The following is a 16,314-nucleotide window of genomic DNA, read 5'->3' as shown; positions in this document are numbered from 1 at the left end:
CGCCTGCGCTAAGACATATATGGCCCTGCCCTTTTTCTATTATTAACAACGATTATCTTAACGATAAATCATTCTTATACTTCTGACATCATATGATTTTCATCAATTTCAAATCCCATATCTTCAATCATGTCAAAATCTAATTTGTTAGGTTGTCCTCCTGTAATTAAATAATCACCAACAAAAATCGAATTCGCAACCATCAATGAGATAGGTTGTAATGCTTTAAGGTTTACTTCACGTCCACCTGCAATACGAATTTCTTTAGATGGATTGATTAGTCTAAACAACGCTAAAATTCTCAAACATTTCATCGGTGTTAATTCATCCATATCACCAAATTTAGTTCCTTTAATTGGATGTAAGAAATTAATTGGGATACTATCTGCATCTAATGCTTTTAAAGCAAATGCCATATCCACACGGTCTTCATTTGATTCACCCATACCACAAATCACGCCAGAACAAGGTGAAATATTATGTTTCTTCATCGTTTCTACCGTTTCCACACGTTGTTCATATGTGTGCGTAGTAACTACCTCACTATGATAGTTTTTACTTGTATTTAAATTATGGTTATAACGATCGACCCCAGCGTTTTTTAACTTTTTAGCATGGTCTTCGTTCGCAATACCTAAACATGCACAAATCTTTAATTGTGGATGTTTCGCTTTAATTTCTTCAACTGTATCCGCTATGTAATCGACTTCTTTATCACTTGGGCCTCTACCACTCATTACAATGCAATATGTACCTATTTTGTTATCATTCGCAACAGTAGCACCTTGTGAAATCTTATCTTTTGATACAAGTGCGTAACGTGTCTTAACTTTCATATCTCGTGATTGGCCACAATATCCACAATCCTCAGGACAAATACCACTTTTAGCATTTAAAATCATATTTAATTTAACTTTATGGCCATAATAATGTTTGCGTAATTGATACGCTTCATCAACTAAATCTAAAGTATCAATTGAATCATCAGTATAGATGGATAACGCTTCTTCTTTTGTTAAGTCCTCACCATCTAATATGCGTTTTGCAATTTCCATTAAAATTCCCCCATAACTTTAATATAATTAGAGGATACCACTAATGTAAACTAATTTCATCATTTCGTTTACAATATTAATTTCATAAACGCCTTAAACTGTTAATTGTTGAAGATTTTCAAAAACACAAAAAGTGATTGTTGCTACATTAAATTTAAGTACGAAATATACGTTATCCTAAATTTAATTAGCTTCAACCACTTGGTTATCTAAATATTAAAATAAATCACCTAACGTCACTGCCATAATTGCTTTAATGGAATGTAATCTGTTCTCAGATTGTTCGAAAATTACAGAATGTGCGCCTTTAAAGACTTCATCAGTTATTTCCATTTCTGAAATACCATATTTATCATAAATCTGTTTACTTAGTTGACTATTCAAATCATGAAATGCAGGCAAACAGTGTAATACGATAACATTCGAGTTGGCTGATTGTTCAATCACACTTTGGTTTAAGCAATAAGGTGATAATAACTTTATGCGGTCTTCTATTACAGATTGATCTTCACCCATCGAAAACCATACATCAGTATATAGTGCATCCGTTTGGTACACGGCTTGCTGAAGATCATCAGTTATTAAAATGTCACTTTCATTCATTTGCGCAATTTTCTTTGCCTGTAATTGTACTTCTGAGGAAGGTTGCAAAGATTTAGGTGCTGCTATTCTGATATTTACTCCTAATGTTGCCCCTGTAATTAATAGGTCATGAGCGACATTATTTCTTGCATCTCCTACGTAGGTTAATGTCTTAGACTTAAATGTTCCCCAATTTTCTTTCATTGTATAGAAATCAGCAATCATTTGTGTAGGATGCCATTCATTTGTCAAACCATTCCATACTGGGACATTTGCATGTTGTGCTAATGTTTCCACATCTTTCTGGTGATAACCTCTAAACTCAATTCCATCATACATTCTCCCTAACACTTTAGCAGTATCTTCAATAGATTCTTTCACACCTAAATGAAGATCACCTTGACCAAAGTAATCAGTATGCGCTCCTAAATCATTCGCTGCAACACAAAATGCAGAACGTGTTCGCGTTGAGGGCTTTTCAAATAGTAAAGCTAAGTTTTTTCCTTTTAAAAATGGATGTGGTATACCATGTTTCTTCTTTTCCTTTAATTCACCTGTGAAATCGATTAAACTATTTAATTCTTTTTTGGTAAAGTCTAAAGTTTTTAAAAAATGTTTACCTTTAAACAAACCTAATTGTTTTATATCTGTTGTGTACGCCCCATATAAATCACTCCTATATATTCTATTTCAATTCATAATAATCTAAATTTACGCAATTTTCAATAATTTTTATGCATTTTTCTGCATATTTTTGAATTTGATAAGTGAGATTGATGAAAATATTGGATTTACAAATGGGTATTCATTTTAATCAGTTAGGCAAAAAAATTATGTTAAAAAGTACAATTTTGAAGTTTTTTTAATGATTTATGCATTATTTATAAAAAATTAAGTAAAAAGTTTTACAATATTGATGTAAATATAATTACCACGGAGGTGAAGTACCATGTTCGACTTAATCATCAAAGTAATCAAACAAATCGCTTCTCAATTCGTTTCAGGCGGTTTCCAAGAGAAATAATTTTTAAACAATTCATTAAAAAACCCTAACCCCAAATTTATTTTTCTATTCGTTACAAAATTTAAAAAGGCAAATGAGTTAACTATCCCAAAAAACTATCCCTTATTACATTTGTTCGAATCTCCCCAAACAAAACCCTCATGAATTCAGTTCATGAGGGTTTTTTATTTGATAATATCCTTCTTTAAATAATGTATTATATTTTTTTCTCATTGAGCCGTCTAATATTACCAACTAAGTCTATTTTTTGATACAGTACAAATAAATATATTGGAAAGCTTGAGTTAGGATGTGTACGCTTATGAAGCTCAAATCGATAACATTATTTACTGCAAATTTAGTAGATACATTTCACTTTTATAAAGATACATTAGAATGCCCAGTTCAAATTATAAACGCAATGGCGTTTAAAGTTACGATTGGCGAAACGCAATTACTATTTCAAAAGTCACACGAAATGAACCAACCGTTTTACCATTTTGCAATTGATATTCCATATAATCACTTTAATGAAATGAAGCGTCATTATTTGAACATATTATTTTTATTAACTGAAAAAGGTCAACACACAGCCACCTTTGATACTTTTTATGCTCATTCATTTTATTTTAATGATCCATCTGGGAATGTCGTAGAATTAATCGCTCGCAATTCAAACATAAGTGATTATGCGCAATTTATAAGAATTAGTGAAATTGGTTTTGTCTGTAACGATTTGTTAAATGTTTATGCAGCACTTTCTGATTACCATCTTCAAACTGTAAACCATGCTTATCCTACTGCTGAAAATTTCAATTTCATCGGGGACTCCCAGGATGAAAGTTATATTATACTAACTTCTGAAGAAAAGAAATGGGATTTCTCTGATCAATCTTCAAAAGCTTATCCAATAAAAATTGAAACCACACGTTTTACTTTATCTTATATTAATGAACAATGGTTTATTGATAATAAGTAATACATCATTCATTATTTAACTACAATACCCTACCTCACGATCCCCTTCTATAATTCGTCTATCTCTTCAGTTTCATTGATATGTTTGTGACCTCTGCTTTAAATTATCTAAAATAACATTAGGTACTAACTTCAATTTTATATCTTCTCCTAAAAATAAAATCCAGTTTGTAATATCTGCTATTACCTGTTTGTCACTCATGTCGACCCATTCCTTTAAAATAGCTTGTGTCTGAAATGGATCCATAAATGATAATGTAAACTTAAATGGGTGATATTTATGATATTGAGCTATTGCTTGAGGGCCTAATTCAATCATTAAATTGGGGTCGAGTTCTTGATGAGCTAATTTATGTTTGATTTTACGCTTACTCCATTTCTTATGAGGTTTATAAACTTCCACATCTATTAACCGATCAATATGAAATGTCTTTTTAATTTCATCATTCAAATCAAAGCCTTCCATCAACCACAAATGTTTTTCACGATAAAGATGTAGAAGATAAATAGGAACACCGACATGCTGATCCTGTCCCTCTATTGTGATAGAAATATATCTGTGCTCTAAAAATAGTCCTATCAGTTTTTCTAAAATCGGGTTCGGTAAATCAGAGAGATCTAAAATATTCGGGTTATTTGGATGTGTACTTTCAAATAATAGTATTTGATTTAATAAAACAAGATTATCTTGCTGATTTTGAGGGATGAGGCCTAATAACTTTTCAGCAATCGATTGTCGACTTTCTAAATAAGGTAACTGCTGATTTCGAGACGCCATAAATGCAATAAACAATGCTTTCACTTCATTATCTGTAAAATGAATGGAAGGCAGTACAGAATTATTCATAACTGTATATCCCCCATCTCTACCGACTTCCGCTTCTAAAGGCATCTCCATACTTTCAATTTCATTGATATCTCTAATAGCTGTAGATCTAGAAATTTCGAACTCACGCATAATTTCACTAATCGTAAAAAAAGAACGGTTACTTATATAGCGCATCATTGTATTAATTCTTTCAACTTTTTTCATAAACACTCCTAAACAGTATCATTTTTTGACATGATTAAATGTTACTATAAACTTAACATCAAGAGAAATGATATCGATCTAACTTTTTAAGGAGGCATTTTCAGATGACACAATATTCAGTAGAGCAAAAAGACAGTTTTACAGTATTAGGTATTGGCACAGAACTTAAAAGCGATTATACAGATTACGAGGGCATTAGTAAGGAAAAATCAGAATTCTGGGACAACGTACACGAAAATGGCGACATTGAAAAATTAAAGTCAGTAGCCACAAATGATTATTTATTCATCGCAAATGAAGCAGTAAATAATAAAATGATGCATTATGCAGGTGTTATGACTGAAGAGAGCTTACCTGAAGCAACAAGAGCTATAGAATTCCCTGAAAGCGATTATCTTGTCGTTAAAGGCGAGGCAGAAACTGAAAAAGCATTAAGCGAATTACTAACAGGTTCAGCATTTGGTGAAGTGGTACCTCAATTAAACGATGTAGCTTATCAAGGCGGACCTAACGCAGCTGTAATAATGGGTAAACAAGAAGATAATTATTACGGTGAAATGTGGATACCAGTTGTAAAACAAAGCTAATAAGTAAAACTTACAATCAATAAATTTATATAAAGACACGTCTCTATTTCATGAGAGGACGTGTCTTTTTTCATAAATAAATTTAAGTATTTACCATTAATCTATATGATTTGTTCTTGCTTATAATGGGCATTGCTTATCAAATATATTTCACAGATGTATAATTTAATTAAAGGAGTGGATAAAATGAGCACATTTTCAACAGAAGACAAAATTCAAATATTATCAGATATTGTTGGAATTAATACTGTAAATGACAACGAACTTGAGGTTTGTGAATACTTCCAAAAGTTATTTGCACAACATGGCATTGATTCAACGATTGATAAAGTTGATGAACGTCGTGCAAATTTAATTGCTGAAATTGGAGAAGGATCTCCAGTTATCGGTATTTCTGGCCATATGGATGTCGTTTCAGAAGGTGACCGTGACCAATGGAGTTATGATCCATTCAAACTAACAGAAAAAGATGGATTTTTATATGGTCGTGGTGCAGCAGATATGAAATCAGGCTTAGCAGCATTAGCAATTTCTCTTATTGAGATTAAAAATGCAAATGCACTTAAACAAGGTCGAATTAGATTTTTAGCCACAACAGGAGAAGAAGTGGAACAAAAAGGTTCTGCTCAATTACATGAAAAAGGCTATATGGACGATGTAGATGCTTTAGTTATTGCTGAACCATCCCAAGACTTCCTTGTTTATGCTCATAAAGGTTCTATGGATTATCGCATCAATTCTACAGGTAAATCTGCACATAGTTCTATGCCAGTTGTAGGTGAAAATGCAATTACTCCGTTACTTTCATTTATTCGAGATATAGATGAATCTTACGCTCAAATCACAGAAGATGTTAAAGGTAAAACTTTAGATTTCACAAATATCAAAGAGAAATTTAAAGAGTCACTTTCATCAGATATTTCTGACAGTGAATTAGAAAATGTATTAAACGGACTTGTGATTAGCAACACAATTATCAATGGTGGTAACCAAGTTAATTCTGTACCAGAAGCTGCATCAGCTGAATTTAATATACGTACGATTCCTGAATATAATAACGAAAAGGTTAAATCACTATTCGACAACACACTAGAACGACATAACGCAAAGGGTGCACAATTAGAAAGTGATTTATATCTTGATTTAGAACACGTAAGTACATCTGGCCAAAACAAACTCGTCGACACTGCTAAATCGATTGGTGAGCGCATGTTTGATAAAGAACTTAAATCTTCAGCATTCGGCGGCGTAACAGATGCATCAAACTTATTACGTAGTAAAGATGAATCATTCCCATTTGTCGTATTTGGACCTGGTAGTGGCGCCCATCAAGTTGATGAAGCTGTTGAAAAAGATATGTACTTAAAATTCATCGATTTTTATATCGAGCTTTTAACAACGTACAGTACAAAATAACGTTATACAATCGGACCATCCATATAAAGATTTTTGAAAACCAAAAACCGTCTAGAACATCGAATTCACTGTTCTTTACCGTTTATTAAAATAATATAAAAAAGCGTTTATTAAATTATACGTAAGGCCTTATTTTTTTAAAGTATTTTAGCGTAAAATTATATATAAATGTGAAGTATTTTGGCGAGACTCTTGAGGGAACTGGACAAGCTGAAGACTACAGGCTGAAGCTGCCCCCTAAGAAAGCGAGCCAACAATACGAAGTATTGTAAAAAAAGAAGCACTCAGATGAATTGAATTAAATCATCTGAGTGCTATTTTTCTGGGATTTATGTCCCAGGCTCTTTTACAGGACATATGTTCTTAATCTTTAAACTGACTTATGCATTTTCTTGTTCGCTTAATCTTTCTGCTTTACGTTCTTCTCTTAAGTTCGTGCGCATATCTTTGTTGATCTTCTTAGCGCGTCTGAAGTATTTACTTTCAAAGTGACTTGTCGTACCTAGAATATAGAATATAATCGCTACGATAACAATCACAATAAAGTCATATGGGTAATGAATCCAGTTCATACCGTTAAATTCTTTACTACCAATAAATGACATGATGGAAAGGACGACTAAATATAATATAATCCATAAACTTCCACCCACTTGTTGTTTCGTATGTTTCCAATTCATTTTATATTCATAGTAGAAATAAATCGGTAAACCTAGAATGATAATAAAGATAACTTCAGCTGTTGTAGGCCATTTTGCCCAATAAATCGCTAATGATGCTAGAACGAATGAGAATGGTGCCATGAATTTCAACATGTTCGCACGGAATGGTCGCATCATTTTAGGAGCCATTTTTCTAAGTGAAATGACTGTAGTAGGACCAGTTAAGTATGCTACTAGCGTTGCTGTCGAAATAACACTTGCTAAAGTGGCCCAATCTCTAAATAGTGAAACCATGATCATACTGACGATTGCATTAAAGATAATCGCAACACGTGGAATTTTGTATTTGTCGTTAATTTTACCTAGGAACTTTGGAATATGTCCGTTTTCTTCCATCGCACGTAAAACACGACCTGTTACTGCAACGAATGAAACACCTGTACCGAATGGTGATACAACTGCTTCAATATAAAGTAAAATCGCTAGCCAATTTACACCTAATAGTATCGCCATATCTGCGAATGGAGAGTTAAAGTTAATACCACTCCAACCTTTACTATGAATCATATCACTTGGCATTGATGTAATAAATGTACTTTGTAAAACAATGTACAACACTGCACTTAATGTAAGTGAAATCGCGATACCACGTGCAATATTTTTTTCCGGTTTCTCAATTTCTGATCCCATATTAATAATTGTTTGGAATGCATTAAATGAGAAAATAATACCTGATGCTGTTGTAGCAGCAAAAATAGGTGCAGAACCATAAGGCATAAACGTACTTGCTGAATGTCCATAATTTCCTGCGTCAAATCCTGATATCATTAACATAATAATTGTTAATAATGGAATACCTAACTTGAATACAGAAATTAAACTTGTAAATGAAGTTAAGAGTTTAACTGACCAATAATTTAATAATGAAAAGATAATGATTATTACGAATACAGCCATTAAACCAACATTACTAATTGAACCATTTTTCATTAAACCGCCCATGAATTTGGCCCAGTCCCACGGCCAAGTACTCATATACTGTACGGCTGATACGGCTTCAATTGGAATAATTGTTACAAGTGAAACCCAATTCGCCCATGCAGCTATAAATCCAAGTAAAGAACCATGAGTATATTGCGCATAGTTACTCATACCACCTGATTGGGGAAACATTGTTCCTATTTCAATATAGTTATATGCAATAGAACCAATAACGATAAATCCAATAATCCAAGAAATGATAGCAGCGGGTCCTGCTATTGATGAGGCTTCCCAGGCACCAAATAGCCACCCAGAACCAATTAATGACCCTAATCCTAAAAGTACAAGCTGCGCCAAATTAATTTTTTTATTTTTCTGTTGATTTTCCATAAAAACTCCCACTATTTGTCTTTTATATCCATGAATGTATATGTATGAATTATACAACTTCATGTATACATGTTATTATACTCTCATTAACATTCTAGTCAACGAGGCATAAAAACTATAAATCTATTAATATTAATGTATATTCATACGTTATTACGTTAATTTCTGCATAATCAATTTAAGCTATAAATCGGTTTCAACGTTATCGTTCTCATTGATTAACGACTATTTTTACACGTTACTTAATTATACAAAATACAATTTTTCGTTAAATACATTTTTTATAAGTTTGAAATGCTAAAATCATTGTTATATCAAGCTTTTAGATCTTATTTTTAAACTAAATAAAACAAATTATTTACATAATACTCTATAATAATTTTTTACACATTCTTTTAAAAATATCCTAATTATGCCTCACAGTTCTCAAGTTTCATTAAAAATATGATGTTACTCAAATATATATTATTAGAAATTGTGACGTTTAGTGAACTAAAGAAAATATTTATTTAGAAAAAGAAACGCTTCCTCTTACTGATGTCGAATCTTATTTTGATTCATCATCCCACCATAAAGCATCTTTAGGATTTTGAATCACTTCTTTATATTCTTCTTCACTTTCTACGTTTGGATAGGAACCTCTTAATGATTTATTAGAAGTTGACTTAAACATAGTTAAAAATATAATGAGTCCAATTACGTTAATCAACATTAAATAATAAGATGGTGCAATTTGTTGCCCCGTTGTTTGAACCAATGTTGATAATATAAACGGCGTTAGACCTCCAAATATCGCTGCGCCAATATTATATACGAGCGATAAAGTTCGTAAGCGTACTTTCGTATGGAACATGCTTGGCAGTAAGGATGGCATAACACCTTCAAATGTAGACATAAATAAAGCAATAATGATTAAGCCTACAATCACAATAGGTAACACTGGTATAGACATAAGCCAGAACGCAAGTACAGAGAATAAACTATATCCTGCCAGGCCGAAGATGATTGTACGTTTGTTCCCTACCTTGTCGCTATACCAACCAAAGAAAAATACTGCTGGTATCATCGCCCCCATGACTACTGTACTTAAAATGGAGCCTACCGTACCACCTAAATTTATTGTTTTGTTTAAAAATGATGGCATATACGATAACACCATATAATTTGCCACGTTTAAGAATGCAACACCTGTAAAGCAAACAATAATATCTTTCCAGTAGTATTTAGCAATATCAATATAGGAGTATTCTAATTCTTCCTTTTCTTCTAACGTGGATTCATAGGCGGGACTTTCATCTAATCTAGATCTTAGAAGCACACCAACAATACCTAATGGTGCAGCTAAGATAAATGGAATTCTCCATCCCCATTGTTCCATTTGATGATCACTCAATATGCTGTACATCAAACCTGCTAAAATAGCGGCCATGATATTTCCGATTAATGTTCCTATTTCTAAACCGCTACCTAATTTTCCTCTCGTTTTATCCGGAGCAGTTTCCGCTATATAAGTCATTGCACCTGCGTATTCTCCGCCAGTTGAAAATGATTGAATCATTCTAACTAATAGTAATAAAATGGGCGCCCAAATGCCTATTTGGTGTTGGGTAGGTAGTAAACCTAAAACTAACGTAGATAGTGCCATTAAAGTGATTGTGGTAGATAATACTACCTTTCTTCCCAATTTATCACCTAAATGGCTAAAGAAAATACCCCCAATAGGTCGAACAATAAAAGCAAATGCAAAGACAGCAAACGTCGAAATGATTTGCATTTCCTCAGGTAAATCCCCAAAAAAGTTCGCACTGAGTATCACTGCAAGTTGTGCATAGAGCCCAAAATCAAACCACTCAATCGCATTGCCTATCCCAGTAGCAATCACACTTTTTTTAGTCTGATTCGGATCGACGTGATGCACTTTATTCTTATTAAATTTCACATATATCCCCCATTCTAATCATTTTTATTATTAGCATAACCTAAGATGTCATTTGTAAACAAAAGCGTACAATGACATATATTAAGCAAACAACATAATTTATAAAAATAACCATCACTAAAATGTACAACATATTGAGTAATGAAGATTTTTGCTATAATAACTATGAATTAGTGTTCAAGGAGGCATCATGTATATGAAACAAGTATATTTTAATCACGATGGTGGTGTAGACGATTTAATTTCTTTATTTCTTCTTTCACAAATGGATGATGTAGACTTACTAGGTGTAAGTGTGATTGGTGCAGATTGTTATGTAGAGCCAGCCGTAAGCGCATCTCAAAAAATCATCAACCGTTTTAGTCACAAACCGTTACAAGTGACCGCTTCAAAAGAACGTGGTAAGAATCCCTTCCCTAAAGAATGGCGTATGCATGCGTTCTACATGGACGCATTACCTATATTAAATGAACAACCATTACAAAACGCCCAACCCACAAAGCGAGAAGCATATGAAGATATCATCGAACAATTACAGTTGAGTACTGAACCAGTTACTTTATTATTTACAGGTCCGCTTACAGATTTAGCTAAAGCACTACACATGCGTCCCGAAATCACTAAATCTATAGAGCGTTTAGTATGGATGGGCGGCACTTTTCTTGAACGAGGTAATGTTGAAGAGCCAGAGCACGATGGTACAGCTGAATGGAATGCCTTTTGGGATCCAGAAGCAGTAAAGTGCGTATTTGATTCAGATATTACAATAGATATGGTAGCTTTAGAAAGCACAAACCAAGTCCCTCTTACATGGGACATTAGACAAATGTGGGCACGCCAACGACAATTTGAAGGCGTAGACTTTTTAGGCATCAGTTACGCACTTGTTCCACCGTTAACACATTTCCAAACAAACGAGACATATTTCTTATGGGATGTATTGACTACGGCATACGTGGGCCAACCACAACTCGTCGACAAAACGCAATGTTATACTACCGTTATTGCAGAAGGGCCTAGCCAGGGTCGTACGATGATAGACAATGACTCAGGACGTGAGATTTCGTTGATACACAATGTCCGACATGATGCTTTCTTTGAATACATTACAAATCTAGCCAAAAAGGTGAAATAACCTATTCAATAATGCTGTGTAACTGTTGGTTTTGACGTTTAAAAATAACCGAGTTTAAGACATAGCTACTCAGCATTAAGCCCATCAAAGATTATCAATCTTTGATGGGCTTATTTATTATAAAAGACTCTTACCGAAGTTACTATGCATAATATGTCTTAAGGAAAATACGAAATTTTTTAACTTCATTATTAATTTTCTAAGTGATTATACGAAACGCGTAACTTGATCAGTAGATAGTCTATATGAATCATGTCCTGGGTTTTTCTCTTTACCTATCGCTATAATCATTACAGGTTCGTAACGTTCTTCATCTAAATCAAAGGCTTGCGCAATTTGATCGCGTTCAAATCCGCCGATTGGATTTGTATCATATCCATAAGCTCTTGCTACAAGCATAAATTGCATTGCAGCTAAACTACTATCAATTTTTACGATATCATTCATCTCTGCTTTAGATAAACTTTTATAATATGGGATCACTTTAGCTAACATTTCTTCTTTAACATCTTCTGGCATCATTCCGTGTGCGACCGCGTTATTATAAATCTCTTCACCAAACTCATAATTGTGCATGTCTCCAAATACAACAACCATGGCTGCTGATGTATCATTCTGACGTGTATTAAATCTAATTAGGGGGCGTAATTTGTCTTTACCTTCTTCACTCTGTACAACTAAGAAACGCCAAGGTTGCATATTAACTGAGGATGGCGCTTTAGTTGCCTTTTGTATCATTTCTTGCATTTCTTCTTCAGGGATTTTGACTTGTTCATCAAACACTTTTACTGATTTACGATTCATTAAAATATCTTCAAAATTATTGTTAATCATTGATATTACTCCTTTATTATTACTCACAACAACAAATTATACTCAATTAATTAATTATTTCAACTAAACTGTTTGCACAAGTAATATTTTAAGCTGCTTAAAATTTATTGAACTAAGAACCTGAGAAAAATAGATGACTTAGAGGCTTTGTCAATTAGGTGAGACTACGAAATCCCTATTAGAAAATTCGATTTCTGTCGCACTCCCATCTCAATCTTATGTCCGAGTATTTATAACTGCTTTTGTAGTATAATGAAACGTATTAATGTGAATTTCTGGTCAAAATGCATATAAAACCATTTATATAAACACTAAATATTTCATAATTTATACAAAAAAATGTTATAATATATACTTTAAAGTTATTCGAACAATTTTTACGTCGAATTTTATTATTACAAATTAACCATTTTATGTATCAGACTTACGAAATGCGATACATAATGATATAAAACAGTTAAAAGAGGTTATACAATGAATTCTATTTCAGTAATCGTTACTTATTATAATTCAGAAGATTATATAGAAAGATGCATTAATAGCTTAAAGCAACAAAGATATCAAGATTTTGAGCTCATCTTAGTTAATGATGGCTCGACAGACCAATCGAAAACTATCGCAACCGAACAATTAAAAGGTTGGGACATCAATGTTAAAGAAGTCGACCTACTACAAAATATGGGTCATGCCCATGCGAGAAATGTCGCTATGGAGCAAGTGACTTCACCATACTTTATTTTTGTTGATTCGGATGATTATTTAGCTTCATATGCTTTAAATTATTATATGAAGAAATTAAATCAAATGGATGCATTGATTGCACCTATCCATTCATTTACGTTAGATGTACCACAATACATTGACCAAGATTTAGTAAAGGTAGATTATTTATATACTAAGACGAAATCAAATCAATTTTTACGTAAACATTCTGCGAGTAATATTATTTTCAAAACTGCGATTGTCCGTGGTCATCAAATTGAATTTAATGAAGATTTATCAGTATTTATCGACTGGTCGTTCGTTTTAGAATATATTAAATACGCAGAAACATTCGTACGTGTTAGCCGTTTCCCATTCTATATTCGAGGAGAGGTTTATGATCCTTTCTTAAATCCAGCATTATCACAACAAGACTTTAACATTATATTCGATGACTACGTACACAGTTTCTTTGATTCAATCCAACGTGCCCCATCTGAAAACCAAACTTTTATTAAGAAAAAAATGGCAACGATGTTCAAACAATCATTTGAGCCTTCAGCAAGAAAGACAGCTACACGTTATCAAACACATTCTGATATATTACCAAATATGGCACGCGAGATTGCGCCAATTGTATTTAAAAATGAAAAGCCATTATTTATCTTTGAAACGCTTATGTTGATGCTTAATAAGAAAGAACAAGCAGCTAAAGTGAACCGTTTCCGCAAAACTGCACGTCTTGTTAAGAGCATCGTCTTAGGTAGTAAAAATAAAAACCGAGCACGCTATCAACTAACTGATAACAAAGACAAAGTTCAATCAAATACGATTGTATTTGAATCATTTGGTGGTAAAAACTATAGCGACAGTCCAAAGTATATTTATGAATATATGATGAAATACCATTCAAATTTCGAATTTATTTGGGTCTTTAAAAACCCAAGTAAAGTTCATTTACCTGGTCCAGGTAAAAAGGTGAAAAAAGGTTCTGCAGCATATTATGATGCTTATGCTAAAGCAAAATATTGGGTCTCAAATGCGAGATTACCACTTTATTTAAATAAAAAAGAGAACCAAGTTTACATTCAAACTTGGCACGGTACACCACTCAAACGTCTAGCTAACGATATGAAAGTCATTCGTATGCCAGGGACGACAACTGAAAATTACAAACGTAATTTCAGAGAAGAAACAAGTCGTTGGGATTACTTAGTTTCTCCAAACGCATATTCTTCAAAAATCTTTGAAACAGCATTCTGGATGCCACCTGAACAAATTTTAGAAATTGGCTATCCGCGTAATGATGTATTAGTTAACCATGCAAATGATGAAGACTACATTGCACAAATCAAAGAAAACTTAAATCTTCCAGCCGACAAAAAAGTAATCATGTATGCACCAACATGGCGTGATGATGAATTTGTTAAAAAAGGTAAGTATTTATTTGATTTAAAAATCGATTTGGATAATTTACAACAACAATTAGGAGACGACTATGTAGTCCTATTAAGAATGCATTACCTCATTTCAAACGCGTTAGATTTACGTGGTTATGAAGATTTTGCAATCGATGTCTCAAATTATAATGATATTTCAGAACTATATTTAGTTACAGATTGTTTAATCACTGATTACTCATCTGTAATGTTCGATTACGGTGTATTAAAACGCCCACAAATCTTCTTTGCGTACGACTTAGACAAATATGGTAAAGATTTAAGAGGTTTCTACCTGGACTATCATAAAGATCTACCAGGTCCTATTTATCAAGACGCTTATCAACTAGCTGAAGACTTGAAACATATAGACAAAATTGCAACAGATTATAAATCTAACATTAAGCAATTTTATGAAGATTTCTGCTCAGTAGAACAAGGCAAATCATCGAAAGAGATTGCCCAACTTATCGTAGAAGATTCACAACAATAATAACGTTAACAATACTGCTTGAAGCTGGAACAAGAATAGTTGTTTCAGCTTCTTTGTCAATTAGGCAGTAGATGACTGAATTGCAAAAGCGCTTATATCAAGTTTTTCCAAATCTAGTCATCCTTGCCGGAGTGGGACTACGAAATCTCAATTAGAAAATTCGATTTCTGTCCCACTCCCAACTTTTTTATGTCAATCACTCCAACAGAAACAAACCGGCGACCTCATTAAGTAAAATTAAAATGTTTAAGTAATTACTATACATGTTCACAAGCTTAGGGCATGAATAAAATATTTACCACCTCAAACTAAATAAAGAAACAAAACATATTCAGATGAAAATACCTGAAAACAGGTCAATTTAAGTTGTATAAACAACGTATAATCTAAAGCACCCCCAAAGCTTGATATCACAGGTTTGAGGGCGTTTATTGGAGTTAACATAATAAAGTGTTATATGAACTCAAACTGTATATATTATTTATCTTTTTATTTTCTAATCATTGTTATTTTTAACTCTAGCTAGTATAAAACCTATAACAGCTAGCAATATAATTATTATTATTGCTGCAATATTAATATAAACTTTAAGATCTTCATTGAAATTAAATAAACTATTTATACAAACGATAAAACTTATTACTACTAGTATTCGCATGACATTGTCATATAATTTCACAGCTATATAGCCCCTTTCTAAAAACAAAATTTTGCGTTTATAATTAATTGTTATTATATCATATTTTTATTTTAATTGTAGGTTTTATATTGTGAAAAAGAATTTTATAAAAAGTATTATTACAGTGTCAGTGGCGACTTTCTTTATAGGTTCAGTTGGGGGAACGGTTGAAGCAGCACAACAAGATTCTAAAAGTGTCAACAGTACTTCAAGTAGTATATTGAACACTTCATCATCATCTAATATCAATCAAGAAGGATCAAAATTAGAGACTGTATAAAAAATAAAAAAATAAGCTATGAAAATCGGGTGGTAACCTGATTTTCATAGCTATAATTTTAAAAGCTCTTTAGGCGCTACATTAAACTTTAAGCACCAACGATTTTAAGGTTTAACAAGGGCTAAA

12 protein-coding genes are annotated in these 16,314 nt (G+C 32.8%); 6 read left to right on the top strand and 6 right to left on the bottom strand.

The window, feature by feature from the left end:
• Positions 1 to 74 precede the first annotated feature (74 nt).
• Positions 75 to 1,055, bottom strand: coding sequence for a biotin synthase BioB (gene bioB, locus NGI30_RS00655; RefSeq protein WP_251517221.1), 981 nt, complete (start codon positions 1,053 to 1,055; stop codon positions 75 to 77).
• Between the two features lie 216 nt (positions 1,056 to 1,271).
• Complete coding sequence (gene argF, locus NGI30_RS00650; RefSeq protein WP_251517218.1) at positions 1,272 to 2,267, bottom strand: ornithine carbamoyltransferase; 996 nt, start codon at positions 2,265 to 2,267, stop codon at positions 1,272 to 1,274.
• Between the two features lie 695 nt (positions 2,268 to 2,962).
• On the opposite strand from argF, the gene NGI30_RS00645 reads away from it, so the two are divergent.
• Positions 2,963 to 3,619, top strand: coding sequence for a toxoflavin lyase-like VOC family protein (locus tag NGI30_RS00645; protein ID WP_251517215.1), 657 nt, complete (start codon positions 2,963 to 2,965; stop codon positions 3,617 to 3,619).
• A 72-nt stretch (positions 3,620 to 3,691) separates the two neighbouring features.
• Here the strand turns inward: NGI30_RS00645 and NGI30_RS00640 are convergent, their stop codons facing one another.
• On the bottom strand, positions 3,692 to 4,651 hold the full coding sequence (locus NGI30_RS00640; protein WP_251942422.1) for a helix-turn-helix transcriptional regulator: 960 nt from the start codon (positions 4,649 to 4,651) through the stop codon (positions 3,692 to 3,694).
• 104 nt (positions 4,652 to 4,755) lie between these two features.
• On the opposite strand from NGI30_RS00640, the gene NGI30_RS00635 reads away from it, so the two are divergent.
• Positions 4,756 to 5,238, top strand: a complete 483-nt coding sequence (locus NGI30_RS00635) for a GyrI-like domain-containing protein (protein WP_251942421.1) — start codon at positions 4,756 to 4,758, stop codon at positions 5,236 to 5,238.
• A 186-nt stretch (positions 5,239 to 5,424) separates the two neighbouring features.
• Positions 5,425 to 6,654: an ArgE/DapE family deacylase gene (locus tag NGI30_RS00630; protein WP_251517206.1), complete on the top strand. Its 1,230-nt coding sequence runs from the start codon at positions 5,425 to 5,427 to the stop codon at positions 6,652 to 6,654.
• 380 nt (positions 6,655 to 7,034) lie between these two features.
• On the opposite strand, the gene NGI30_RS00625 is transcribed toward NGI30_RS00630, so the two are convergent.
• Together NGI30_RS00625 and NGI30_RS00620 are read right to left on the bottom strand one after the other, a co-directional pair.
• A complete protein-coding gene (locus tag NGI30_RS00625) occupies positions 7,035 to 8,687 on the bottom strand; it encodes an APC family permease (RefSeq protein WP_251517203.1) in 1,653 nt (550 codons plus the stop codon).
• A 547-nt stretch (positions 8,688 to 9,234) separates the two neighbouring features.
• Positions 9,235 to 10,626 carry an MFS transporter gene (locus NGI30_RS00620; RefSeq protein ID WP_251517200.1) on the bottom strand — a complete coding sequence of 464 codons (1,392 nt, stop codon included), beginning with the start codon at positions 10,624 to 10,626 and terminating at the stop codon, positions 9,235 to 9,237.
• A 196-nt stretch (positions 10,627 to 10,822) separates the two neighbouring features.
• Here NGI30_RS00620 and NGI30_RS00615 point away from each other — a divergent pair, with 196 nt between their 5' ends.
• Positions 10,823 to 11,761: a nucleoside hydrolase gene (locus tag NGI30_RS00615; protein ID WP_251517197.1), complete on the top strand. Its 939-nt coding sequence runs from the start codon at positions 10,823 to 10,825 to the stop codon at positions 11,759 to 11,761.
• Between the two features lie 207 nt (positions 11,762 to 11,968).
• On the opposite strand, the gene NGI30_RS00610 is transcribed toward NGI30_RS00615, so the two are convergent.
• A complete protein-coding gene (locus NGI30_RS00610; protein ID WP_251517194.1) occupies positions 11,969 to 12,595 on the bottom strand; it encodes a nitroreductase family protein in 627 nt (208 codons plus the stop codon).
• Positions 12,596 to 13,069: 474 nt separating this feature from the next.
• Here NGI30_RS00610 and NGI30_RS00605 point away from each other — a divergent pair, with 474 nt between their 5' ends.
• Both NGI30_RS00605 and NGI30_RS00600 read left to right on the top strand, forming a co-directional pair.
• Complete coding sequence (locus tag NGI30_RS00605) at positions 13,070 to 15,229, top strand: bifunctional glycosyltransferase/CDP-glycerol:glycerophosphate glycerophosphotransferase (protein WP_251942420.1); 2,160 nt, start codon at positions 13,070 to 13,072, stop codon at positions 15,227 to 15,229.
• 770 nt (positions 15,230 to 15,999) lie between these two features.
• Positions 16,000 to 16,188, top strand: coding sequence for a hypothetical protein (locus tag NGI30_RS00600; RefSeq protein ID WP_251517188.1), 189 nt, complete (start codon positions 16,000 to 16,002; stop codon positions 16,186 to 16,188).
• Positions 16,189 to 16,314 lie beyond the last annotated feature (126 nt).

This window comes from Staphylococcus sp. Marseille-Q5304, from assembly GCF_943737015.1.
Classification (GTDB): domain Bacteria; phylum Bacillota; class Bacilli; order Staphylococcales; family Staphylococcaceae; genus Staphylococcus; species Staphylococcus hsinchuensis.
The sequence above is the reverse complement of the archived record's forward strand: the minus strand, read 5'-3'. Positions and strand labels throughout refer to the sequence as shown.

Bases quoted from the DNA above. Each gene is read 5' to 3' on its own strand.
- NGI30_RS00625 (WP_251517203.1), bottom strand. From the start codon at position 8,687: ATGGAAAATCAACAGAAAAATAAAAAAATTAATTTGGCGCAGCTTGTA.
- bioB (WP_251517221.1), bottom strand. From the start codon at position 1,055: ATGGAAATTGCAAAACGCATATTAGATGGTGAGGACTTAACAAAAGAA.
- NGI30_RS00615 (WP_251517197.1), top strand. From the start codon at position 10,823: ATGAAACAAGTATATTTTAATCACGATGGTGGTGTAGACGATTTAATT.
- NGI30_RS00630 (WP_251517206.1), top strand. From the start codon at position 5,425: ATGAGCACATTTTCAACAGAAGACAAAATTCAAATATTATCAGATATT.
- NGI30_RS00645 (WP_251517215.1), top strand. From the start codon at position 2,963: ATGAAGCTCAAATCGATAACATTATTTACTGCAAATTTAGTAGATACA.
- NGI30_RS00605 (WP_251942420.1), top strand. From the start codon at position 13,070: ATGAATTCTATTTCAGTAATCGTTACTTATTATAATTCAGAAGATTAT.
- NGI30_RS00610 (WP_251517194.1), bottom strand. From the start codon at position 12,595: ATGATTAACAATAATTTTGAAGATATTTTAATGAATCGTAAATCAGTA.
- NGI30_RS00635 (WP_251942421.1), top strand. From the start codon at position 4,756: ATGACACAATATTCAGTAGAGCAAAAAGACAGTTTTACAGTATTAGGT.
- NGI30_RS00640 (WP_251942422.1), bottom strand. From the start codon at position 4,651: ATGAAAAAAGTTGAAAGAATTAATACAATGATGCGCTATATAAGTAAC.